The sequence below is a fragment of the Pseudarthrobacter sp. S3 genome (genome assembly GCF_050156905.1).
Classification (GTDB): domain Bacteria; phylum Actinomycetota; class Actinomycetes; order Actinomycetales; family Micrococcaceae; genus Arthrobacter.
This window is the reverse complement of the sequence record NZ_CP189583.1, coordinates 145,099-166,613: the sequence shown is the minus strand read 5'-3', so window position 1 is coordinate 166,613 and position 21,515 is coordinate 145,099. Positions and strand designations below refer to the sequence as shown.

The window sequence follows — 21,515 nt, the reverse complement described above, 5'->3', positions numbered from 1 at the left end:
CGTGCCCATGACCGGAACACCCATCATCGGCCCCGCGACGTTGGGAACGGCAAGCGGCGCAAAATCAGCCGTGGCCACACCGGGCCTCCCCGCCGGGTCGGACGCCGCCCTGGAACCGGTCCGGAACGCACTCCGGGCGGCCGCGGAAAAGCAGGCCACCGGATTCCGGGACAACTCCGCCAGAGAAGCCACCGCCTTATTGGAGGCCGCTAAGGCCGAGGCCGCAGCCATCCTCGCCGCCGCGGCAACCGAGGGCGAGGCCGCCGCCCGCTCCGAGACCGCGCTGCGCTCGGCCCGGGCGCGCCGCCAGGCACACGAGCTCGTCCTGGCCCAGGGCAATGCCCTCCGGACGGAACTCCACCGCCAGGTTCGGCAGGCCGCCGTCGGGCTCACCGGGGACCCCCGCTACCCGGAGCTGATGGCCCGGCTGAAAGAACAGTGCCGGGAGCTGCTCGGCCCGGACGCCAGCGTGACCGAGAGCCCCGACGGCGGCGTGGTCGCCGAGGCCGGGTCGCGCCGCCTGGACCTCTCCCTTCCCGTGCTTGCCGGGATGACCCTGGAATCCCTGCCCGCCGCGAGCCAACTGTGGAGCCGCTGATGGGCAGCCGGGAGGGCACAGTGGTTCGGGTCAGCGGCCCCCTGGTGGAAATCGAGGGCGTGGAAGCGCTGTCCATGCTGGAGCTGATCGCCGTGGGGCCCAGCCGCATCAGTGCCGAAACCGTGGCCATCGCCGGAAGCCGGGCAACACTGCAGGCCTATGAGTACACGGGCGGACTGAAGGCCGGCGACATCGCTGCCCCCACCGGCGGGGAGCTGTCCGGGATGATGGGCCCGGGCCTGCTGGGCCAGGTGTTCGATGGCCTCCTGCGCCCGCTGTCATCGGCGTCGATGTGGCTGACCCCCGAGCGGTCCGGCTCCGCGGAGGACCCCACGGTCCTGGCCCGCGAATGGAAGTTCAAGCCGGCGGCGGCGGCGGGCACCCGGGTTTCCGCAGGGGACGTCCTGGGCACCGTGCCGGAGTCCGGGTCCGTGGAGCACCACGTCATGGTGCCGGCCGGTGTGTCCGGTGAACTCAGCTGGATCGCACTGGAAAGCACGGTCCACGTCCTGGATACGGTCGCGGTGGTGGACGGGCACAAAGTGGCCGTATCCGAACAAAGCCCCGTGCGCCGGCCACGGCCCTTCCGGTCCCGGCACACCGGCACCGTGCCGCTGCACACCGGCCAGCGGGTCCTGGACCTGCTGTTTCCGGTGGCGCGGGGCGCTGCCGCCGCGGTCCCGGGCGGTTTCGGCACCGGCAAGACCATGATGCTGCAGCAGATCGCCAAGTGGAGCGATGCCGACGTCATTGTCTATGTGGGCTGCGGGGAACGCGGCAACGAAATGGCCGATGTCCTGGACGGGCTCTCCCAGCTGGAGGACGGGCGCACCGGCGGAAAGCTGATCGACCGGACCGTGATCATCGCCAACACTTCGAACATGCCCATGATGGCGCGCGAGGCCAGCATCTTCACCGGGATCACCGTGGCGGAGTATTACCGCGACATGGGCTACGACGTGGTGGTGATCGCGGACTCAACGTCCCGCTGGGCGGAGGCACTGCGCGAGTTCGCCAACCGCAACGGTGACCTTCCGGCCGAGGAGGGCTACCCGGCCAACCTCGCCTCCGAGCTGGCCTCCTTCTACGAACGGGCCGGCCGGGTGACCACGCTCGGCGGCAAGACGGCCTCGGTGACGGTGATCGGTGCTGTTTCCCCTGCCGGCGGCGACATGACCGAGCCGGTGACCACGGATACCCAGCGGTTTGTCCGGTCCCTGTGGATGCTGGACCGGGACCTGGCCTACTCCCGGCACTACCCGGCTGTGAGCTGGACCGGCTCGTTCGCCCGCGACGCCGAAGCCATCGGCAGCTGGCATGCGGGCAACGGGCAGCCGGGCTGGGCCGAGCGCCGGGCCCGCGCCGCCGCGCTGCTGGCCGAGGCGGACCGCCTGGCCGAGCTGGCGGAAATCATCGGGACCTCGTCCCTGCCGGGCCACGAACGGATGGTGCTGCTGGGCGGCCGGCTGCTGCGGGACGGCGTGCTAATGCAGAACGCGCTGAGTCCCAACGACGCCTTCTGTTCCGCGGAAAAAGGCGCCGCCCTTTTGAACCTGGTGCTCGACGTCGTCGATGCATGCCAGAAACTTGTGGAACGCGGCGTGGCGGCCACCACCGTGGAGCAGGCTGACCTGGGCCCGGTCCTCCGGGCCCGCGAAGAAACCGGGCCGGCGGACGCGGCAGCGGTGACGGCCCGCAGCGCCGAGATACTCAAGGCATTGGAGGCCCTGCAGTGAGCAACATCGAAGGCTTGGCCGGGCAGATTGCATACGGGGACATCCGGGAGCTCCGCGGGCCGCTGCTGGTGGCCGGCGGGATCGACGGCGTGGGCTGGGACGAGTTCGCCACCATCGACATGGACGGCGGCGGGCGCCGCCACGGCCTGGTGCTGGAAGTGGACCAGGACCTGGCCACCTTGCAGGTGCTCGAAAGCACCGACGGCATGTCCCTGGGCGGCATCCGGATCCGGTTCGAGGGCCAGCCCCTGCACATCCAGGTGGGGACCGACTGGCTGGGCAGGGTCTGCAACGGCCGCGGGGAAGCGCTCGATGGCGGCCCTCCCGTCATGGGCACCGCCTCCCTTCCGGTGAGTGGCTGGCCGCTGAACCCGGTGTTCCGAGAACCGCCGCAGGACCCTGTCCTCACCGGCATTTCCGTCATCGACGGGCTGACCACCCTGGTCCGGGGGCAGAAGCTTCCCATCTTCTCGGTGCCGGGCCTTCCGCACCTGACGCTGGCCACCCAGATCGCGGCTCAGGCCACCTCGGGCGGCCAGTCCTTCCGGGTGGTGTTCGCGGCCATGGGCCTGACCCACGCGGACATCGCCTACGTGCGGGACCGGCTGGAGGAACGCTCCGCCGGCGAGGAACTGGTGCTCCTCCTGAACGCCGCCGACGATCCGGTCATTGAACGGATCCTCACCCCGCGGATCGCGCTGACCATCGCCGAACACCTGGCGTACACCGAAGGCCACGACGTCCTGGTGATCATGTCGGACATGACCAGTTACGCCGAGGCGGTGCGTGAGGTGTCCGCGGCGCGGCGTGAAATCCCAGCCCGGCGCGGCTATCCCGGATACCTGTACAGCGACCTGGCCACCCTGTACGAGCGCTGTGGCCGGGTCAAGGGCCACGAGGGCTCGGTGACGATCGTTCCGGTGTTGACCATGCCGGCGGGGGACATCACGCACCCGGTCCCTGACCTGACGGGCTACATCACGGAGGGGCAGATTGTCCTGTCGCCGGAGATCGCGGCGCGGGGCATCTACCCGCCGGTGGACGTGCTGTCCTCGCTGTCGCGGCTGATGCGCAGCGGGGCCGGGAAGGACCGGACGCGCGAGGACCATCTGGATGTGGCGGCACAGGTGCTTGCCGCCATGGCCCGTGCCCGGCAGGCCACCGAACTGGCGGAGCTGGTGGGTGCGGCGGCGCTGAGCGAAACGGACCGCAGCTATATCCGGTACCGGACGCTGGTGGAGACCGGGCTTTTCAACCAGGGGCGGGACGAGCCCCGGACCCTGGACGACACCCTGGGCCGGGCCTGGGCGGCGCTGGCGGCGCTGCCGGAACAGGAGCTGACCATGGTGTCCACCGCTTTCCTGGAACGGTACCTCCCGCACCCGGATGGCTCCCACGGTGATACCGGCGATACTGGCGAGGGCGTGACCGGCGAGGGCGTAACCGGCGGGGACGTTACCGGCGGGGACGGATCCGAAGGCGGTGACCGGCCATGAGCAGCACGGGGCGTGCGGGTAAGGTCCGGGTGGAGCGGCGGCTGACTACCGCCCGGCACGGCGCACGCCTGTTGGACCGCAAGCAGCACATCCTGGCGGACGAGCTGGAACGGCTCCAGCTCCGGGCGGAACGGGCCCGCGCGGAGTGGGAGGAGCTGGCCGGCGAAGCCGCGCTCTGGCTGCGCCGCGCTGCCGCCCTGGACGGAAGCGGGCAGCTCGCGGCCGCCGCGCCGCCGGTCCCCGCCGCCGTGCAGCTGCGCTGGATCAGCACCATGGGCGTGGTGTATCCGGACGATCCGGAGTGCAGTTTCCCCGCAGTTCCCCTGGCGGGCGGAAGCTCGGCGTTGTCCTACGCGGCGTCGGTCCACCGCAGGGCGCTGGAGGCCGGGGTCCGGTATGCGGCGGTCCAGCGGGCCGAAATGCTGGTGACGGCGGAACTCGCCGCAGCCCGCACCCGGCAGCGGGCGGTGGAGAACCGGTGGATCCCCCGGCTGGAAAACGAGCTGCTGGAGATCCGGCGGCAGTTGGACGCGCAGGAACTCGAAGAGAGCCTGCGGCTGCGGTGGGCCGCGGACAGGAAGGCTGCGCCGTGAACGATGTGATCCTGGTGGCGGTGAACGACTCCCATGCGGCGTTCCGGGCAGCCGAGGTGGCCGTGGGCTACGCGAAAAGGCTCGGCGCGCAGCTGCGGGTGGTGACGGTCAAGAACCCCGGGGCGCTGTCGGGGCATCTGGGCAGCTTCGACCTTGACGCGCCGGCCAAGCAGGAGGATCCTGCAGCCGAGGCTGCCCTGCGCCATGTGGCCGCGCTGGGGGCAGCGGCCAGCCTTGACGTGTCTGTCAGCCGGCGGACCGGACGGGTGGCCGCCGAGATACTGGCCGACGCCCGCGAGGTCCACGCCGCCCTGATCGTCCTGGCGCTGGTGGACCGGCCCGGCAGCGCAACACCCTACATCGGCAGCCACACCCTGCAGGTCCTAGAGTTCTCCGGCGTGCCCGTAATGGTGGTCCCGCTCTAGGCCAGGCCAGGGCCCCTGCCAGGCTCACAAGTCAGAAGCATCGAGCATAGAACCGGCATGAAGTTCTTGAAGAGCATCTTTCGTACCGGTCCTGTAAGGAAGCGCTCGTGGACGATCAGGGTGCGCGGATAAGGCATCCGCTGGTTCAGCGCTGATGCCGGGCCCGGAGGCCGGGGAAGCTGTCAGGCCTTTGCAGGGCGGGCTTTCTTCGCGGCAGCACAAGGGCAACCATGGACACCAGAATCAGAACCAGGACCAGAACCGGGGCCGTCCCGGCCAGGCTCCAACTGCTCTGGCGTTCCCCCAAGGACAACGATGGACAACAGGGTGCCGAACACCGGCACCGGGAAGGTCCAAGCCGCGACCGCGGATCCGCCAGTCGGTGATGATATCGGCGACGCCGATCAGTCCCGTGTCCGGCTGCAGCAGGTCCGCGCCGGCTACCGGCCTGCCGATGACTCCGTATCCGTTGATTGCCACTCTGGTCTTATTCATTGGCGTACCTGGCCGCTTGTGCTGGCGACGGCATCTTCGATGGTGGCCCTTCAGCCCGGACGGTCCTGTCGTCCCGGCGGCACTAGTGGGAACTCCTTTCCTTCCCCGCCGGCGAGGACCGCGTAGCTTTTTTTGACACCGACGCGGATGGGCGGTGCCGTGCCGGGCTGCAGCCGGATCTGAAGAGTGTCCGCGTTCAGGGACACTTCAATCCGGTGGCCCCGGTACTGCACCTGGAATCCGAGGTCGCCCAGCTGGCCGGGCAGCCTCGGATCAAAGGTCAGTGCATCCGCTTCCGTCTGCAGGCCCGCGAAAGCCCTGACAACAAGGTCCACGGTCCCGGACATGGCGCCCAGATGGATTCCTTCCCGGGTGGTGCCTCCCTGGGTGTCGTCCAGGTCCGCGACCAGGGCCTCACGGAAGACCTCCCAGGCACGGGATCCGTCGATCCGGGCGAGGACCGATGCGTGCACCACGCGGCTGAGTGTCGAGCCGTCGGAGGTGCGGGCGAGGTAGTACTCCACCGTGCGTTCAAGATCGGAACCTGTGAGTGAATAGCCGAGAAGGTGAAGCTGGTCGATCACCCCTGCGGGGCCCAGCAGATAAATCAGCATCAGTACGTCTGCCTGTTTGGCCAATTTGTACCGGTTCGTTTCGTCGTTTTCGGCTTCGAGGATCAGGTCCAGCCGGCCGACGTTGCCATACTTCGCACGGTAGCGCGGCCAGTCCAGTTCGGACAGGTCGTCGTAGCCGTGGAACTGGCTGATCACATTGTCCCGTTGGAAGGGCACGGCGAGCCGGCGGGCCAGACGGGACCAGAGACCGGTCTCCTCGGGGGTGATGTGCAGGCGGTCGGTCAGATCCCGGCCTGGATGACCGGCGAGCACGTGCAGCACCTCTGCGGCGCGTTCGCAGACCCAGGAAGCCAGCACATTGGTGTAGGCGTTGTCACGAAGGCCCCCTCCGGGTGCATCCGGATACCCGTCGTGGTATTCGTCCGGTCCCATCACCCCAGAAATGTGGAATCTGTCCTCCACCGGATCATAGGTGGCCAGGGAGGCGAACATCCGGGCCACTTCGATAATCAGTTCCCCGCCGCGCGCCGTCAACCAGCCCAGGTCTCCCGTGACCTGGAAGTGCTGCCACGCATTAAACGCAACCGCCAAGCCGACGTGCCGCTGGCGGCTGGAGTTGTCCGGCATCCAGCGGGCGGACCTGGCATTGTAGAGCTGCCGGGGCGTCTCTTCCCGTCCGTCGCTGCCGCTTTGCCAGGGGAACATGGCACCCCGGAGGCCGGCCGCGCGGGCGGCCTCCCGTGCCGCACCGAGCCGCCTCCAACGGTAGTCCAGGAGCGCCCGGCTGATGGCGGGAAGCCGCAGCCCGATCACCGGAAACACGAACAGTTCGTCCCAGAAAACATGCCCCCGGTACCCTTCCCCGTGGAGGCCGCGCGCCGGCACGCCTGCGTCCAGGGCGGCGGCGTGGACGGAGACCGTCTGCAGCAGGTGGAACACGTGCAGGTTGAGCACCAGTTGGGACTGCCGGTCGGCGTCAAGGGTGATCGCGAACCGCTCCCACAGGCGCCGCCATGCTGCTTCGTGATCCTCCAGGAGCGCGGCGAAGCCGCCGTCGTCCCGGCTGCGGGAGAGTTCCGCCAGAACCCCGGTCGAGGGCGATGAGATGGCACCGTCCCGGGACGTAGCCACCGCGGCAGTCCGGGTCATGGTGACCGGCTGGTCGTCGGCCAGCCGCAGGTCAAACTGCCGCCGATATCCTCGGCGGACGGTGTCCGCAGCGCGGGGCTCTGTCCCCAGGGCGCCCAGGAACATGGTCCGGACGGCGAGGGCGATGCGTATCCGGCTCTGGCTCGTCTGGACTTCGCACAGGACAGTGCCGCTGTCCATCTCCGTAAACTCAGGATCGGTCAGGTGCCGCTGGCCGATACCTGCATAGTCACGGACGTTGGTGTTCGCCACACTTGCGTCGATGCCCGCGCGGACACGCACGGTGCCGCTCCAGCCATCGGCCGTCAGGGTCATCTCAAGCGCCGCCAGATGCGGGTTGTGCATGGATACCAGCCGCCGCTGCACCACGATGAGCCGCTGTCCCTGCGGCCCGGTCAGCAGGGCACGACGTGTCAGCACGCCGCGCCGCAGATCCAGTTCGCGGCGCTCATGGGAGGCTTGGATGTCATTGGCGGACCACCAGGGTCCGCCGCCGATGCTGACGTCCACCGGCAACCAGTTCGGGACGTTGACCAGATGCTCCTCTTCCAGCTTCTGGCCGTGGACGCTGCTCAAAATCCGGTTATAGACCCCGGCCAGGTACGTACCGGGGTAGTGGATCCCGTCGTCCCGGTGCTCCGGATGTGCCCCACGGGTTGCCATGTAGCCGTTACCCAGAGCCGTCAGCGCCTCGCGGTGACCCTCGTGCGCCGGGTCGAACCCTTCGTAGACCAGCGTCCACGGGTCGGTGCTGGAGGCTCCCAGATCCAGTTCCGCGACATCTCCGAGGACCACGTCGGCGCCCGCCGCTTCCAGCCTGTCCTGGCGCCCGCTGCGGTCGATGCCCACGACCAGTCCGAAGCCGCCGCGGCGTCCGGCCCGGATGCCGGCGTCGGAGTCCTCGATGACCGCGGTACGTTCCGGGGACGCACCGAGCTCGCGAGCCGCCTCGAGGAACATGGCCGGATCCGGTTTGCCCGGCAGGTTCTTCTCGGCGGCTGTCTGACCGTCGACGACCACGTTGAACTCCGCCTCCAGTTTCACCGCCGCCAGCAGGGCACGGGAGTTGCGGCTGGCCGTCACCAGACCGACCCGGACACCTCCGGCCCGCAGACGGTTCAGCAGCGCAGCGGACCCCGGGTAGGCGCGGACGCCGTCGCGGGAGACGGAGTCGAGGAAAAGGTCGTTCTTCCGGGCGCCGAGCCCGTGGACGGACCAGACGTCCGCCCCGTCTGCCGGGGAGCCGGCAGGAATCCTGATACCTCGTGATTCCAGGAACGCAGCCACTCCGTCCTCACGCTGCCGGCCGTCGACGTATTTGCGGTAGTCTGCGTCCTCGTCGAAAGGCTCAACCCTGCCGCCGGAATTCAGCCTCGGATCGGCAAAGACAGCGTCGAAGAGCTTCTTCCAAGCTGCCGCGTGCACGGCAGCGGTGTCCGTGACGACTCCGTCCATGTCGAAAAGGACCGCGTCAAACGGCAGCGCAGCGCCATGCCGGGAAAGGTTGGGCGCCCCGGGGCCGCCGCGACTGGCCCGGGTCATCCTAGACAGGCTCCACGACTGGCTCGTTGGGCGGCTGGTTGGTGGCTGCGGGTGCCCCCGGCCACTGCCAGTTTCTGATCTCTGGCATGTCTTCGCCATGGGTGCGGACGTACTGGCGGTGCTCGATGAGCTTGTTCTTGAGCTCCTCGCGGACATGTGCCGAGACATCCTTCAGCCCGGGTACGCGGTCGATGACGTCGATGGCCAGGTTAAACCGGTCGAGCTGGTTGAGAACACACATGTCGAACGGGGTTGTGGTGGTGCCTTCCTCCTTGTAGCCGCGGACATGGATGTTGCCGTGGTTGGTCCGGCGGTATGTGAGGCGGTGGATCAGCCACGGGTAGCCGTGGTAGGCGAAAATGACCGGTTTGTCGGTAGTGAACAGGGCGTCGAAGTCCCGCCCGGGCAGGCCATGGGGGTTTTCCTTGTCGTCCTGCAGGCGCATGAGGTCAACAACGTTGACCACCCGGATCTTCAGATCCGGGAACCGCCCGCGGAGGATGTCAGCGGCGGCGAGGGTCTCCATTGTTGGCACATCACCGGCGCAGCCCATGACGACGTCAGGGTCCCCATCCGCATCCGAGCTGGCCCAGTCCCAGATGCCGATGCCTTTGGTGCAGTGCACGATGGCCTGCTGCATGTCCAGGTACTGCAGCTCCGGCTGCTTGCCGGCGACGATGACGTTGACGTATTGGCGGCTGCGCAGGCAGTGGTCGGCAACGGACAGGAGGGTATTGGCATCCGGGGGCAGGTAGACGCGGATGACGTCGGTCTTCTTGTTGATCACGTGGTCGATGAATCCGGGGTCCTGGTGTGAGAACCCGTTGTTGTCCTGCCGCCACACGTGGGAGGTCAGGAGGTAGTTCAGGGAGGCGACCGGCCGGCGCCACGGGATGCCGTTCGTTGTGGTCAGCCACTTGGCGTGCTGGTTGAACATCGAGTCGACGATGTGGATAAACGCCTCGTAGCAGGAAAAGAATCCGTGCCGGCCGGAGAGCAGATACCCTTCCAGCCAGCCCTGGCAGGTGTGTTCGGAGAGGATTTCCATGACCCGCCCGTCGCGGGCGAGATGGTCATCCCCTGGAACGGTCCGGGCGTTCCAGGCCCGGTCGGTGGTCTCGAATATTGCCCCCAGCCGGTTGGAGTTGTTTTCGTCCGGGGCGAAGACCCGGAAATTGTCCATGTTTGCGGCCATGATGTCCCGCAGGAACGTGCCCAGGACCCGGGTCGATTCCACGGCCCCGGTGCCGGGATCGGTCACGGGTACGGCATAATCGGCAAACTCTGGCATGCGCAGGTCGCGCAGCAACAGTCCTCCGTTTGCGTGGGGGTTGGCGCTCATGCGTCGCTCCCCGACCGGGTGTAGCCCGCGGACCGCCTCCACGGGTGCCCCGGCAGAGTCGAAGAGTTCCTCGGGGCGATAGCTGCGCAGCCACTGTTCGAGCACGGCGCGGTGGCTGTCGTTTTCGCGGGCCTGGGTGAAGGGCACCTGGTGCGAACGCCAGCTCCCTTCGACCTTCAGTCCGTCGACTTCAGCCGGTCCGGTCCAGCCTTTGGGAGAGCGCAGGACGATCATGGGCCAGCGGGGCCGTTCGGTGCGGTCCTCCTCACGGGCGGCGCGCTTGATCTCAAGAATCTGGTCCAGGCAGGTATCCAGGGTCCGGGCGAAGTCGTGATGCATCTGTTCCGGGTCGGAACCTTCCACGTAATACGGTGTGTGGCCGTACCCGCGCAACAGCGAGTCCAGTTCCTCATGGCTGATCCGGTCCAGGACGGCGGGGTTGGCGATCTTGTACCCGTTCAGGTGCAGGATCGGCAGGACGGTCCCGTCCCGGCCGGGATCCACGAACTTGTTGGAGTGCCAACTCGCGGCCAGCGGGCCAGTTTCTGCTTCCCCGTCACCGATCACGGCCGCCACAACGAGGTCCGGGTTATCGAATGCCGCCCCGTAGGCGTGCGAGAGTGCGTAGCCGAGCTCCCCGCCCTCGTGGATGGACCCCGGTGTCTCCGGAGCCACATGGCTGGGAATGCCGCCAGGGAAGGAGAACTGTCGGAACAGCCGCTTCATCCCGGCAAGATCCTGGGAAATATCCGGGTACGTTTCGCTGTAGGTACCTTCCAGCCAGGCCGACGCCACCGGCCCCGGGCCACCGTGCCCCGGCCCCATGACGTAGATCATGTCCAGGTCCCGGTCCATGATGGCCCGGTTCAGATGTGCGTAAATGAAATTCAGGCCCGGGGTGGTCCCCCAATGCCCCAGGAGCCGCGGCTTGATGTGCTCCGGGCGCAGCGGCTCGCGCAGCAGCGGGTTATCCATGAGGTAGATCTGGCCGACCGCGAGGTAGTTCGCGGACCGCCACCAAGCGTGAATGCGCTCCAGCTGATCGGGGCTGAGCACGGGTTCCACGGTTTGCGGAAGCTGATGGTCTGTCAAAGGTGGTCCTAGCTGTCGATGAAGGAACGGGGACGGGGCGCCGGGGCGGCGACTAGATGTACTGACCCGACAGCTTCGTTACGGCCGCGAATCCGAACAACGCGTTCCGCCACTGACCGAGCAGCACGAGCAGTACGAAGCTGCCGGCGACGATGGCGTTGAAAAGGGTCAGGACGTTGGCCCTGAAAATGTCCCACAGGCTCCGGCTGGAACGGTCGGGCATAACGTTGGTCGAACCGACCTGAACCCGCACGGCAACTTCCTGCGCAGAAAGCCCGGCTCTCTCGGAGGTGTCCGCAGAGCGGACAGCTGCATGCTCCGGCCCCGTCAGGTCACTCCCCACGGTCGTGGGTCGTTGGAAAATCATCTTGGCCTTCCTGGGTCCGGGAGATCTGGCTGTGCCAGCGCGGTGCAGACATAAACGGCACAAACCAACGAACAGGTCATCGTGCCTGCCGGGGCCGAAGAAGGCCGTAACGCAACTCATCGGGCCGGGGAACCACCGGCCGTCCCCGCCCGGGCCGCCAGGCTCGGGCGGCATCCCTGGAGCATCTGCGCACTCGCGGTAGCTCCGTCCTGTGATTTCAGCATCAGTTCCCATGCAGATTGGGTGCGAGAGGCTTGGCGTCTGTGCTTGGGAGATGCTTACGCGTTGAGCATCACCTTAAGCGCCTTTGTTTCGGCGGCCCGCGAAAAGGTGTCGTATGCCTTTTCGATGTCATGGAGATCGAACGCGTGGCTGACGAATTGGTCCACGGGCAACTTCCTTTGCGCGACGAGCTTGAGCAGGGTGCCGGTCGTGTTGGTGTTCACCAGGCCCGTGGTGATGGTGATGTTCGAGATCCAGAGTTTGTCCAGCGGCAGGTCCACACTCTTGCCGTGTACCCCGGCGTTGGCGACGTGACCGGCGGGTCTGACGATGTCCAGGACCATGGTGAACGTCTCCGGTATTCCCACCGCTTCGATGGCGACGTCGACTCCGAGACCGTCGGTAAGGGCCATCACCTGATCTTTCCAGTCGGCATCGGTCGACACGACGCTGTCTGTGGCTCCGAACCGTTTCGCCTGCTCCACGCGGTTCCGGTCGACGTCGATCGCAATGATCCGGGCCGGACCATAAAGCTGCGCGGTGGTGATAGCGGCGAGTCCGACGGGTCCGGCACCGATGACGGCAATGACGTCACCGGGCTTGACAGCACCATACCGCACGCCGATTTCGTGGCCCGTGGGCAGGATGTCGGACAACAATGTCCCCGCTTGCGGGCTGACTCCGTCCGGGATTTTGTAAACGGAAGTCTCTGCGTACGGGACGCGCACGAATTCGGCCTGTGTCCCGTCGATGAGGTGCCCGAGAATCCAGCCGATGCCCGAAGCCCCCTCTTCGCCCAGGCAGTGGGAGAGTACTCCCTGCTTGCAGTAGTCGCAATGTCCGCACGCGGAGATGCAAGAAATGATTACGCGGTCGCCGATCGTGAGGCTTGTCACCGCCGATCCGATTTCAGTGATCGTGCCGACGCCCTCGTGCCCGAGGATGCGACCGTCCTCGACTGCTGGAACGTCGCCTTTGAGGATGTGGAGGTCCGTCCCGCAAATGGTCGTGGTTTCGATCTTCACGATGATGTCGGTCGGTTTGTGAATCCTGGGTTCGGGTACGTCTTCCCATGCCTTCTGGCCGGGACCGTGATAAACAAGTGCTTTCATCGTCATTCCTTGGTTCGGCCAAGGGCTCTCACTCGAGAGCTGCGTTCGGCGGTATCGCTGTTCTACACGAGTTGCGCTAAGCGTATACCTCCGATTGCTGGGCAACACGCCTTCAGACCTTCTTCCATGACCGGGGATCAAGCGGTCCGTCGGCTGCGGTGGTTCGCGCTGCACGGGGCCAGCGTGGCGGCCTTGGAGTGGGCACTCGCGGAGGCGAAGCTACGCGGCGTCACAACCCTTGCGGTCTTTGCCTGGCAACCTCCCGAAACTTACCCGGCCCCGAACGCATGGACCCCGCGGATCGGTCCCTCCGGCGAAACGGCGAAACAATTGGCTGATGAAACGACCGCCGAGATAACCAGGATCGGGCAAGAGGCCGCGGGACGACATGGGGTGAAGATCAGGTGAGAGGCCGTCGAGGGACACCCCGCAGAAGCGCTCATTCGTACAGGCCAGGACGCGGCCATGCTGGTGGTAGGTTCCCGGGGCCATGGCGGTTTCGCCGGGGTTCTGCTTGGTTCGGTGAGTCAGCATGTGGTGGCCCACGCCCGCTGCCCGGTCGTCATCGTCCCCGATCCCGGACGTGAAGGCCTCCGGTCCGGGCCGACGCCACGACGGCGGTTTGGACAAGGGTCTGCGGGCATGCCTCTTTGATTTGGACGGTGTGCTAACGAGGACGGCCGGACACCCTTCGTGCACTTCGAAGCTGGTGCCGACTACGACCGCTACGTTGATGGTAAATCCCGTGCCCACGGTACTCGGTCGTTGCTCGCCTCGCGGGACCTCGCCCTGCCGGAGGGTCAGCCGGATGATGCAGCCGGCACCGGGACTGTGTTCGGGCTCGGCAACGCCAAGAACGAGATTGTGCAACGCCGCATTCGCGAGGACGGCGTCGAGGTGTTTGAAGGCTCCGCGCGGTTCGTGCATGCGGTTCGCCGAGGCGGTCTGCGCTGCGCCGTCGTGTCATCCAGCGCCAACTGCCAGGCGGTGCTTGCCGCCGCCAACATTGAGGACCTCTTTGGCCGGCTCATCGACGGCCTCACAGCCCGGCGCGAAAATCTGTTGGGCAAGCCTGCACCGGACATATATTTGGCAGCGGCCCGCGCGCTGGGGATGAAACCGGGCGAATGTGCCGTCTTTGGGGATTCGCTGGCCGGTGGAGGCCGGCCGGGCCGGTGGCTTCGGTCAGGTCATCGGGGTGGACCGGGTTGGGCAGGCTCAGGCCTTTCTGGACCACGGCGCCGACATCGTCGTGTCCGACATGATGGACGTTCCGGCCCGGTCATGATCGGACATCCGGACTTTGTGACCGAACCGTGGTGTCTTCGGGAAACAGGTCTGGATCTCGGGCTGTTGGCCCAGACCGAATCAGTGTTCGCGCTCTCCAACGGGCATATTGGCTAGCGGGCCAACCTGGACGAGGGTGAGCCGCACGGCTTGCCTGGCTCCTACTTAAACGGGGTGTTCGAGCTGCGGCCCCTGCCGTACGCAGAGGCCGGCTACGGGTATGGGGCTTGACCAATGCTCGGGAAAGTCACGCTAAGCGGGGTGAGGGCCGGATAGCAGGGGTTCTGGCCGGAACTGCTGTTACGCCGGGCCAGGGCCCCGGCGGTGGGCCGACGTCCGATGCTTGATTTGGTGAGGTGGCCGTAGATCGTGGAGCGCGGAACTTGGAGCCGGTCGCGCAGCGGCTGGGCGAAGTGCAGGAGCTGGTCGGGTTCGTCCATGATGACCGATTCCAACTCCGCGGTGGCTTCCTCGTCCGCCTAAACTGAAGTTACGTGAGTTAAGACAGGAAGATCCCCGGGTTGCCGGGGATCTTCCTGTCTTTTGGTTTGGGGTGTCTGGCTACTTTCTGTGGTTGGTGGCGTGGTCGTGGATGAGGTTTAGGGCTTGGTGCTGGGTTTCGGTGGGCGCGGCGAGTAGCTCGAAGGTGCCGGTGGTGCCGGTCATTTTCATGGTGTTTCTGGTCCTGGTGCCGAGGTGGCGGAGAAGGGCTTGGTAGGAGCGCGCCGGGGTGCCGTCGTCCAGGGTGCGGGTGCTGGCCTTCCGTGCGGCGGCGGTGGAGCGGTGCACGGAGGCGACGGGCTCCTCGGGGACGGGCCGGTCTTCGTCGGTGAAGGTCAGGGGTGTGAGGGCCTGACGCAGGTGCCAGGTCAGGTGCCCGGCGAGCATGCAGAGGAACACGTGGGCGCGGGTGCGTTCCTCGGTGTGGTGGTAGATCGGGCGGATGTGCAGGTCCCGGGATTTGAGGGTTTTGAAAATCTTTTCCACGTTCGCCAGGGACTTGTAAACCCGGACCGTCTCGGCGGCGCCCATGGTGTCCTCGTTGACGCTGGTGCGGATGACATAGATCCCATCCAGATCGGCTTCCCTGGCGATGGTTTCCGGGTTCCGTTCCCAGGCCAGGTGGTGTCGGTGATGGTGAGGGTGAAGTGCTTGGCCATATTGTTCTTCCCCAGGGTTTTCCCGACTCTGAGCCCGGTCTTCCCGGCGTCCTTGAGCCGGCCCGCGGTCACGGCTTTCTGGATGGTTTTCAACCGTTCTTCGGTCACGTCAAGGAGCTCTTCGCGCTTGTGTTTGCGCAGGGAAGCCAGGGCGGGGTTGTAGCAGGCGATCAGCCGTTCCCCCGGGTAGTCCGGGTGGCTGATTTCGGCGAGGTTCTGCTGATCGAACAGGCTCATTTGCAAGGGGCCCTGGTCCTCGGCGAGGGCCTGGATGGCGGTGTTGCGCAGGGCGCTGACCCAGCCCAGGGCGGTGTTTTTCAGGTCCTGGATGCGGGCGGAGGTGATCATGCCCCGGTCCCCGACCATGACCATGTCTTCCACCCCGGCGAGGGCCTGGATTTCCTTAGCGATGGCAATGAAAGCGGTCGGATCCGCCGTGTTCCCCGGTAACACGCGGACCGTGACGGGGATCCCGGCACGGGTGGCCAGCATCCCGTACTCAATCTGCTCCACCCCGCGCTTTTTGTCCCGGGAATAGCCATGCGCGGCCAGGGGGTTGTGGGTGCCGGTCACCCACGAGGAGGAAAGATCAAACAGGGCCAGTTTCTCCGGGTTCGCCTCCGGGCGCAGATAGGTGAGGACCAAGGCTTTTTCAATCTGTGCTTGGCGGGTGCCGAGCCAGTCCATGGCCCGGTACAGGTCATCGGTGCTCACCGGCCCCAGGTCAGCCCCGAGGGTAGAGTCGGCGAACCAGGACAGGGTCGCCAGCTTCGAGGACGGCGCGCAGATCCGTGCGGCCAGCAACGCCATGACCAGATCCCGTTCCCGGCACGCTGGCCCCACCATCGCCTCGAACCCGAGTCCTCGGGCCATGGCGTACACGGCTTCGATATGGCCGTGGGGCAGGGAGCGGGTGATCTGCAACGCCACTCCGGCCTCCACCATCGTCTTGCCCGCCAACGACGCCTTCAGCGTGTCAATGGCTGGAGCCGGCAGCGCCGAGAGGTTGGCGAGGGTTTCGTGTTTGACCTTCCCGTCCTCCCGGAAGGAGCGGCGCAGCAGCACTGAGCGGTACTCGACCTCCACCCCGGACTTGTTCGTCCGGCGGGAAGTATTCACGGCTACATGCATGGCAGGCGCTGCCTTGGTCATACCCCGACAATACGCTTCACCGCGGTCGAAGTGAAGAGATTTTCAAAATAATTTAGTGGCTACAAATGTCGGTACAAAAATGGTCCTTCCCCCGGAATCCAGAAGGAAAACGAGGAAAGGACCAACGTAACTTCAGCCTAAATTATTAGGCCTCTGTTCCGAGAGCCTGCCCGGCGCTAGGGTCGTCGGAGGAGGTCTGATCATGATGGATGGCTGGTACGGGAACGGCTGGGGTGTCGGCGCGTGGGTGGCCATGGCCGTGCTGATGCTGATTTTCTGGGGCGGGGTGGTCACTGTCGTTGTGCTCCTGGTCCGGCGTACCCATCCGGGTGCGGCGGCCGCTCCGCGGCCGCCGCACCTCGACGCCGAGCGTATTCTCAACGAGCGCTTCGCCCGCGGGGAAATCGACGAGCAGGAGTTCACTGCACGGCGCACGGCACTCAGGCGGCAGGAATGAAGACCCTTTCCCGCCGCGGGCAGGTCATCCTCGGGATCGCAGCCGTGATCCTTCTGACCGCGCTCTCGCTCGTAGCGGTGGGCGTCGTGGGCAATCTTGTGAATCCCGGGGGCAGTGGTTTTCTGTCCCGCGCCCGGTGTGCGGCTCCGAATCTTCCCGGGCCGGTCGTCAGCGTTTCACTGACCAACATGGGCGGCCCCATGATGGGCCGGCGCAACGGCATGATGGGCGGCGCCATGCGAATGACGGCAGACCGAAGTACGGTGGCACACGGCACGGTGTCCTTCCTGGTCACCAATGCGGGCACCATCAGCCATGAACTGGCCATTCTTCCCCTTCCTGCCGACCAGGTCCCCGGAACCCGTCCGATCGGCGGCGACGCCAAAATCGATGAGGCCGGCAGTCTCGGAGAAGCGTCGAGCACCTGCGCCGAAGGCACGGGGCAAGGAATCCTTCCCGGCGCGTCGGGCTGGGTCACCATCACGCTGCCGCCAGGACGATATGAACTGGTCTGCAACCTCCCCGGCCACTATGCCGCCGGCATGTACACCCAGCTCACGGTCACCTAGCCCCGCCCGGGGAGTTCAGGATGTAGCAAATACAGTCGCTGCCGGGGATCATGCGACCGCAGCGGCCAAGCCCTTAATTCCTTTCGCGGCGTATGGATCGCGCGGTCGACTGGGATCGCAGGATTCACCGTAGACGGGGTTTCACCCGGCACCCGTGTCGACGCATTGTCTGAGGGGGACATCACGCCGGGACCCCCTTGCCAAGATATACCCCCTAGGGGTATATTTGGGGAGTTGTCAGTGAAGTGGTTTGTCCAGGCTCTACGGAATTTCCCGGGCCGTCACAGCCGTTCAACCCCAGCACCCCATCACTCCTTCTCGTAAAGGACCGAGCTGACATGTGCGGAACAGACACCCGGACCGACCTTCCCCTCGCCGCCCTGGAGCAGTCCGGCCGCGGCTGCTGCTCGACCGGGGCCCGAACACAGACGCCGGCCACGGCCGACGGGTCCGTGTACTGGCTTGAGGGACTCACCTGCGGGCACTGCGTCCAGACCGTTGAAAAAGCCGTCGCCTCCGTGGACGGGGTGGAGTCCGCGACCGTCGAGCTCCTCGCCGGGGGAACGTCCTGCCTGACGGTAGCCGGGACAGCCAGCGGCGACGCGGTCCGGGACGCCGTGACCTGCGCCGGATACAGCTTAACGACCAGCGAGTAGTCCAGCGGCACCGGGCGGGCCGCCCGGTGCCGGAGGAAATTCCCAAGGAGCACATCAATGGACCACGACCACCACAACGGACCTTCCGGCCGGCAGGACGCGCCAAGGGCTCCGCGCAGCGGGCCCGCCGTCGCGCATGCACCGGATGCCCACACCGGCCATGCCGGCGGCATGGACGACGAGCACATGGTGCACACACAGGGCCAGCACGCCGGCCACAGCGTGGCGATGTTCAAGAAGAGGTTCTGGGTGACCCTGGCACTCTCGGTGCCGGTGGTGTTTTTCAGCCCCATGTTCGGAGGTCTGCTGGGCTATGCACCCCCGGCCTTTCCCGGTTCGGTCTGGATCCCGCCGGTGCTGGGCACCGTAATTTTCTTCTACGGCGGGCAGCCCTTCCTCAAAGGTGGCCTGGAGGAGTTGAAGAGCCGGAAACCGGCCATGATGCTGCTGATCGCCATGGCCATCAGTGTCGCTTTCGTCGCCTCATGGGTGACCAGCCTGGGGATCGGCGGTTTTGACCTGGACTTCTGGTGGGAGCTGGCCCTGCTGGTGGCGATCATGCTGCTGGGGCACTGGATGGAGATGCGCGCCCTCGGCTCCGCACGGGGTGCGCTCGACGCTCTTGCCGCTCTGTTGCCGGACGAAGCGGACCGGATCACCGCGGAGGGCACGGAGACCGTCAAGGTCAGCGAGCTCGTGGCAGGGGACACCGTTCTGGTCCGCTCCGGAGCCCGGATGCCGGCCGACGGCACCATCGTTGACGGCCAGGCCGAGTTCGATGAATCGATGATCACCGGAGAATCCAGGACCGTCCTCCGCTCACCCGGCGATAAGGTCGTCGCCGGGACCGTGGCCACAGACAATACCGTCCGCGTGCAGGTCACCGCCGTCGGGGATGACACCGCCCTGGCCGGGATTCAACGCCTGGTCGCCGAGGCGCAGGCCTCCTCCTCCAAGGCACAAGCCCTGGCCGACCGGGCCGCCGCGTTCCTGTTCTACTTCGCCGCCGGCGCCGGGGTCGTCACGTTCATTGTCTGGTCGCTGCTGGGCAGCATTCCCGACGCCGTTACCCGTACCGTCACCGTGCTCGTGATCGCCTGCCCCCATGCCCTGGGCCTGGCCATCCCCCTGGTCATCGCCATCTCCACTGAACAGGCCGCCCGGGCCGGTGTCCTGATCAAGAACCGGATGGCCCTGGAGCGCATGCGGACCGTCGACGTGGTGCTCTTCGACAAGACCGGGACCCTCACCAGGGGCGAACCCGCACTCAAGGACATCGCGGCCGCCGAGGGCGTGGACCGGGACGAGCTCCTGGCACTGGCCGCAGCCGTTGAAGCGGACAGCGAGCACCCGGTGGCACGGGCCATCGTCCGGGCCGCGCAGGAACAGGGTCTGGCGATTCCGACGGCTACCGGATTCTCGTCCATGACCGGCCGCGGTGTCCGCGCCACGGTCGACGGCAAAACCATCCAGGTCGGCGGCCCGGCCCTGCTCCGCGACCTCGAAGCGGAAGAACCGCAAGCACTGGCCGCCGCCACCCAGGCCTGGATCGACCGCGGCGCCGCCGTCCTGCACATCATTGACGGGCACCGTGTCCTCGGCGCTGTGAGCCTCGAGGACGCCGTCCGCACCGAATCACGGCAGGCCGTCAAAGCCCTGCAGGACCGCGGCATCAAGGTCGCGATGATCACCGGCGACGCCCAACAGGTCGCCCGCGCCGTTGCCGAAGAACTTAACATCGATGAAGTCTTCGCCGAAGTCCTCCCGGCCGACAAGGACAAGAAGGTCGCCGAACTCCAGACCCGCGGACTCAAGGTCGCCATGGTCGGCGACGGCGTCAACGACTCCCCCGCCCTGGCCCGGGCCGAAGTCGGCATCGCGATCGGCGCCGGCACCGACGTCGCAATGGAATCCGCCGGCGTCGTCCTGGCCGGCAACGACCCCCGGGCCGTCCTGTCCATGCTGGACCTCTCCCGGGCCAGCTACCGGAAAATGTGGCAAAACCTCATCTGGGCCACCGGCTATAACATCATCTCCGTCCCGCTGGCCGCCGGCGTACTCGCCTTCGCCGGCATCCTCCTATCCCCCGCCGCGGGTGCCGTACTCATGTCCATCTCCACTATCGTCGTCGCCCTGAACGCCCAGCTGCTGCGCCGGCTGAAACTCAACCCCGCCCAGGTCCGCTGAACCCTGCAGCCGCCCGGGACCGTCCCGGGCCAGTAATCTTGAAACCATCCAGACCGCAGCGAAGGAGGAACGCCATGACCGCCATCTCAGCCAGGCGCGCCACGGCGTTTCTCCGCCGGGCAGCCCTTCTCGCGGGATTACTGACGATTCGTCGCCGGCATTTTGGGCATGCCCATCACCGGCGTTCCCACCAGCGGGTACGAGTTCATTCCGCGAAGTCCTTCTCCGGGCCAACTCTCCATCAGCCGGACGTAAACGGCCCAAGCCGCGCCGTCTCCTGCCCGGCGCGCCCCGCTTACCCGATACACACCTGCCGGCTGTTCAGGCCGGTTATGGGCGTGTGATCCGGAGTCGCGTGCAACAACGCCGATTTGATGATTTAAAGGACTTGAACTCCATGAAGAAAACCGTGACCATTTCTGCCCTTGGAATTGCCGCCGTCATAGCCCTTGCGGGCTGCACGGGGACCTCCGGAAGTGCACCTGCCAGCACCACGCCGGGCATGGGCCAAAACGGGATGGGGATGTCCTCCAGCTCAGCCCCGGCCGCCGCCGACCACAACGCGGCGGACACCATGTTCACCCAAGGGATGATCCCGCACCACGCCCAGGCCGTGGAGATGAGCGACATGATGCTCAAGAAACAGGACATGGATGCCCGGATCACCGCACTCGCCACCAAGATCAAAGCTGCCCAGGCACCCGAAATCGAGCAGATGATGGGCTGGCTCAAGACCTGGAACGAACCGGCCCAGATGGCCTCCGGCCATGGCATGGGCGACGGGATGATGGGCGATGGCGACTTGAAGAAGCTCGACGCCGCCCAGGGAACCGAAGCGGCCAAGCTGTTCCTGACCCGGATGATCGCCCACCACGAAGGCGCCGTGACGATGGCCCAGACTGAAATCAGCCAAGGCAAGAACCCCGACGCCATCCAGCTGAGCAAGGCAATCGTGACCTCCCAGACAGCCGAAATCCAAGAGATGAAGGGCCTGCTGGCGAGCCTCTGAACGGGAACTGTCTCAAATGTAATCACCTTGTTCATCAAGGTCGCTTAGAAGGTCTCTGATGCGGCGTTGTGTTGCCTGGTGACGCTCGACTTCACGCTGCCACCCGCGAATCTCCGCGTCGTTGACGAGCTCTTCCTCGCGCGCCAACCGTGCACGGAGTTTCGGGGCATATTCGCTGGTAGTGAGGAACTTAGGGCATGAGAGCATCAGTTCGCATTCGCACGGCCCTTCCGCAGGCAACCGCAGACAGTGGCCGAGTTCAAGTTCGGTTTTGAGGAAGTTGGTTTGCAGCCA

At 66.3% G+C, this 21,515-nt stretch carries 17 protein-coding genes and 2 pseudogenes; 12 read left to right on the top strand and 7 right to left on the bottom strand.

Annotated elements, in window-relative coordinates; genetic code table 11:
* The first annotated feature begins 7 nt into the window (after positions 1-7).
* From ACQCSV_RS00855 to ACQCSV_RS00835, 5 genes are read left to right on the top strand one after another with little or no spacing between them, the layout of a single operon-like run.
* Positions 8-598, top strand: coding sequence for a hypothetical protein (locus ACQCSV_RS00855; RefSeq protein ID WP_354223306.1), 591 nt, complete (start codon positions 8-10; stop codon positions 596-598).
* Complete coding sequence (locus tag ACQCSV_RS00850; protein ID WP_354223308.1) at positions 598-2,334, top strand: V-type ATP synthase subunit A; 1,737 nt, start codon at positions 598-600, stop codon at positions 2,332-2,334. Before ACQCSV_RS00855 ends, ACQCSV_RS00850 begins: the two co-directional genes overlap by 1 nt.
* Complete coding sequence (locus ACQCSV_RS00845; RefSeq protein WP_354223310.1) at positions 2,331-3,830, top strand: V-type ATP synthase subunit B; 1,500 nt, start codon at positions 2,331-2,333, stop codon at positions 3,828-3,830. Before ACQCSV_RS00850 ends, ACQCSV_RS00845 begins: the two co-directional genes overlap by 4 nt.
* Positions 3,827-4,423 carry a V-type ATP synthase subunit D gene (locus ACQCSV_RS00840; RefSeq protein ID WP_354223312.1) on the top strand — a complete coding sequence of 199 codons (597 nt, stop codon included), beginning with the start codon at positions 3,827-3,829 and terminating at the stop codon, positions 4,421-4,423. The genes ACQCSV_RS00845 and ACQCSV_RS00840 overlap by 4 nt, the downstream gene beginning before the upstream one ends.
* Positions 4,420-4,848: a universal stress protein gene (locus ACQCSV_RS00835; RefSeq protein ID WP_354156463.1), complete on the top strand. Its 429-nt coding sequence runs from the start codon at positions 4,420-4,422 to the stop codon at positions 4,846-4,848. The genes ACQCSV_RS00840 and ACQCSV_RS00835 overlap by 4 nt, the downstream gene beginning before the upstream one ends.
* Positions 4,849-5,091: 243 nt before the next feature.
* Here the strand turns inward: ACQCSV_RS00835 and ACQCSV_RS00830 are convergent, their stop codons facing one another.
* From ACQCSV_RS00830 to ACQCSV_RS00810, 5 genes are all read right to left on the bottom strand, one after another.
* A complete protein-coding gene (locus tag ACQCSV_RS00830) occupies positions 5,092-5,343 on the bottom strand; it encodes a hypothetical protein (RefSeq protein ID WP_354156462.1) in 252 nt (83 codons plus the stop codon).
* 50 nt (positions 5,344-5,393) lie between these two features.
* Positions 5,394-8,609, bottom strand: coding sequence for a beta-phosphoglucomutase family hydrolase (locus ACQCSV_RS00825; protein ID WP_354223313.1), 3,216 nt, complete (start codon positions 8,607-8,609; stop codon positions 5,394-5,396).
* Between the two features lies 1 nt (position 8,610).
* A complete protein-coding gene (locus tag ACQCSV_RS00820; protein ID WP_354223315.1) occupies positions 8,611-11,043 on the bottom strand; it encodes a phosphoketolase family protein in 2,433 nt (810 codons plus the stop codon).
* A gap of 52 nt (positions 11,044-11,095) precedes the next feature.
* Positions 11,096-11,410: a cation-transporting P-type ATPase gene (locus ACQCSV_RS00815; protein ID WP_354156459.1), complete on the bottom strand. Its 315-nt coding sequence runs from the start codon at positions 11,408-11,410 to the stop codon at positions 11,096-11,098.
* A 278-nt stretch (positions 11,411-11,688) separates the two neighbouring features.
* Positions 11,689-12,744, bottom strand: a complete 1,056-nt coding sequence (locus ACQCSV_RS00810; RefSeq protein ID WP_354156458.1) for a zinc-dependent alcohol dehydrogenase family protein — start codon at positions 12,742-12,744, stop codon at positions 11,689-11,691.
* 426 nt (positions 12,745-13,170) lie between these two features.
* Here ACQCSV_RS00810 and ACQCSV_RS00805 point away from each other — a divergent pair.
* Together ACQCSV_RS00805 and ACQCSV_RS00800 are read left to right on the top strand one after the other, a co-directional pair.
* Positions 13,171-13,398: pseudogene (locus ACQCSV_RS00805) on the top strand (universal stress protein); the annotation flags it as partial.
* A gap of 39 nt (positions 13,399-13,437) precedes the next feature.
* Positions 13,438-14,148 (top strand): HAD family hydrolase, encoded by a 711-nt coding sequence (locus ACQCSV_RS00800; RefSeq protein WP_426939007.1) that lies wholly within the window; start codon positions 13,438-13,440, stop codon positions 14,146-14,148.
* A gap of 95 nt (positions 14,149-14,243) precedes the next feature.
* On the opposite strand, the gene ACQCSV_RS00795 is transcribed toward ACQCSV_RS00800, so the two are convergent.
* Entirely contained in the window at positions 14,244-14,471 is a 228-nt protein-coding gene (locus tag ACQCSV_RS00795; protein ID WP_354223319.1) for a hypothetical protein, read from the bottom strand.
* Positions 14,472-14,592: 121 nt separating this feature from the next.
* Positions 14,593-16,322: pseudogene (locus tag ACQCSV_RS00790) on the bottom strand (IS1634 family transposase).
* Between the two features lie 223 nt (positions 16,323-16,545).
* Between ACQCSV_RS00790 and ACQCSV_RS00785 the strand changes: the two are divergent.
* The 5 genes from ACQCSV_RS00785 (at position 16,546) to ACQCSV_RS00765 (ending at position 21,221) form a co-directional block, all read left to right on the top strand.
* A complete protein-coding gene (locus ACQCSV_RS00785; protein WP_426939006.1) occupies positions 16,546-16,800 on the top strand; it encodes an SHOCT domain-containing protein in 255 nt (84 codons plus the stop codon).
* Positions 16,797-17,369 carry a sulfocyanin-like copper-binding protein gene (locus ACQCSV_RS00780; RefSeq protein WP_354223321.1) on the top strand — a complete coding sequence of 191 codons (573 nt, stop codon included), beginning with the start codon at positions 16,797-16,799 and terminating at the stop codon, positions 17,367-17,369. The genes ACQCSV_RS00785 and ACQCSV_RS00780 overlap by 4 nt, the downstream gene beginning before the upstream one ends.
* A 338-nt stretch (positions 17,370-17,707) precedes the next feature.
* Positions 17,708-18,025: a heavy-metal-associated domain-containing protein gene (locus tag ACQCSV_RS00775; RefSeq protein WP_354155620.1), complete on the top strand. Its 318-nt coding sequence runs from the start codon at positions 17,708-17,710 to the stop codon at positions 18,023-18,025.
* Between the two features lie 57 nt (positions 18,026-18,082).
* Positions 18,083-20,212 carry a heavy metal translocating P-type ATPase gene (locus ACQCSV_RS00770; protein ID WP_354223323.1) on the top strand — a complete coding sequence of 710 codons (2,130 nt, stop codon included), beginning with the start codon at positions 18,083-18,085 and terminating at the stop codon, positions 20,210-20,212.
* A gap of 397 nt (positions 20,213-20,609) precedes the next feature.
* Positions 20,610-21,221, top strand: coding sequence for a DUF305 domain-containing protein (locus ACQCSV_RS00765; protein WP_354223325.1), 612 nt, complete (start codon positions 20,610-20,612; stop codon positions 21,219-21,221).
* The last annotated feature ends 294 nt before the right edge of the window (positions 21,222-21,515 follow it).

Bases quoted from the DNA above. Each gene is read 5' to 3' on its own strand.
- ACQCSV_RS00855 (WP_354223306.1), top strand. From the start codon at position 8: ATGACCGGAACACCCATCATCGGCCCCGCGACGTTGGGAACGGCAAGC.
- ACQCSV_RS00850 (WP_354223308.1), top strand. From the start codon at position 598: ATGGGCAGCCGGGAGGGCACAGTGGTTCGGGTCAGCGGCCCCCTGGTG.
- ACQCSV_RS00840 (WP_354223312.1), top strand. From the start codon at position 3,827: ATGAGCAGCACGGGGCGTGCGGGTAAGGTCCGGGTGGAGCGGCGGCTG.
- ACQCSV_RS00830 (WP_354156462.1), bottom strand. From the start codon at position 5,343: ATGAATAAGACCAGAGTGGCAATCAACGGATACGGAGTCATCGGCAGG.
- ACQCSV_RS00825 (WP_354223313.1), bottom strand. From the start codon at position 8,609: ATGACCCGGGCCAGTCGCGGCGGCCCCGGGGCGCCCAACCTTTCCCGG.
- ACQCSV_RS00815 (WP_354156459.1), bottom strand. From the start codon at position 11,410: ATGATTTTCCAACGACCCACGACCGTGGGGAGTGACCTGACGGGGCCG.
- ACQCSV_RS00810 (WP_354156458.1), bottom strand. From the start codon at position 12,744: ATGAAAGCACTTGTTTATCACGGTCCCGGCCAGAAGGCATGGGAAGAC.
- ACQCSV_RS00795 (WP_354223319.1), bottom strand. From the start codon at position 14,471: ATGGACGAACCCGACCAGCTCCTGCACTTCGCCCAGCCGCTGCGCGAC.
- ACQCSV_RS00785 (WP_426939006.1), top strand. From the start codon at position 16,546: ATGATGGATGGCTGGTACGGGAACGGCTGGGGTGTCGGCGCGTGGGTG.
- ACQCSV_RS00780 (WP_354223321.1), top strand. From the start codon at position 16,797: ATGAAGACCCTTTCCCGCCGCGGGCAGGTCATCCTCGGGATCGCAGCC.
- ACQCSV_RS00775 (WP_354155620.1), top strand. From the start codon at position 17,708: ATGTGCGGAACAGACACCCGGACCGACCTTCCCCTCGCCGCCCTGGAG.
- ACQCSV_RS00770 (WP_354223323.1), top strand. From the start codon at position 18,083: ATGGACCACGACCACCACAACGGACCTTCCGGCCGGCAGGACGCGCCA.
- ACQCSV_RS00765 (WP_354223325.1), top strand. From the start codon at position 20,610: ATGAAGAAAACCGTGACCATTTCTGCCCTTGGAATTGCCGCCGTCATA.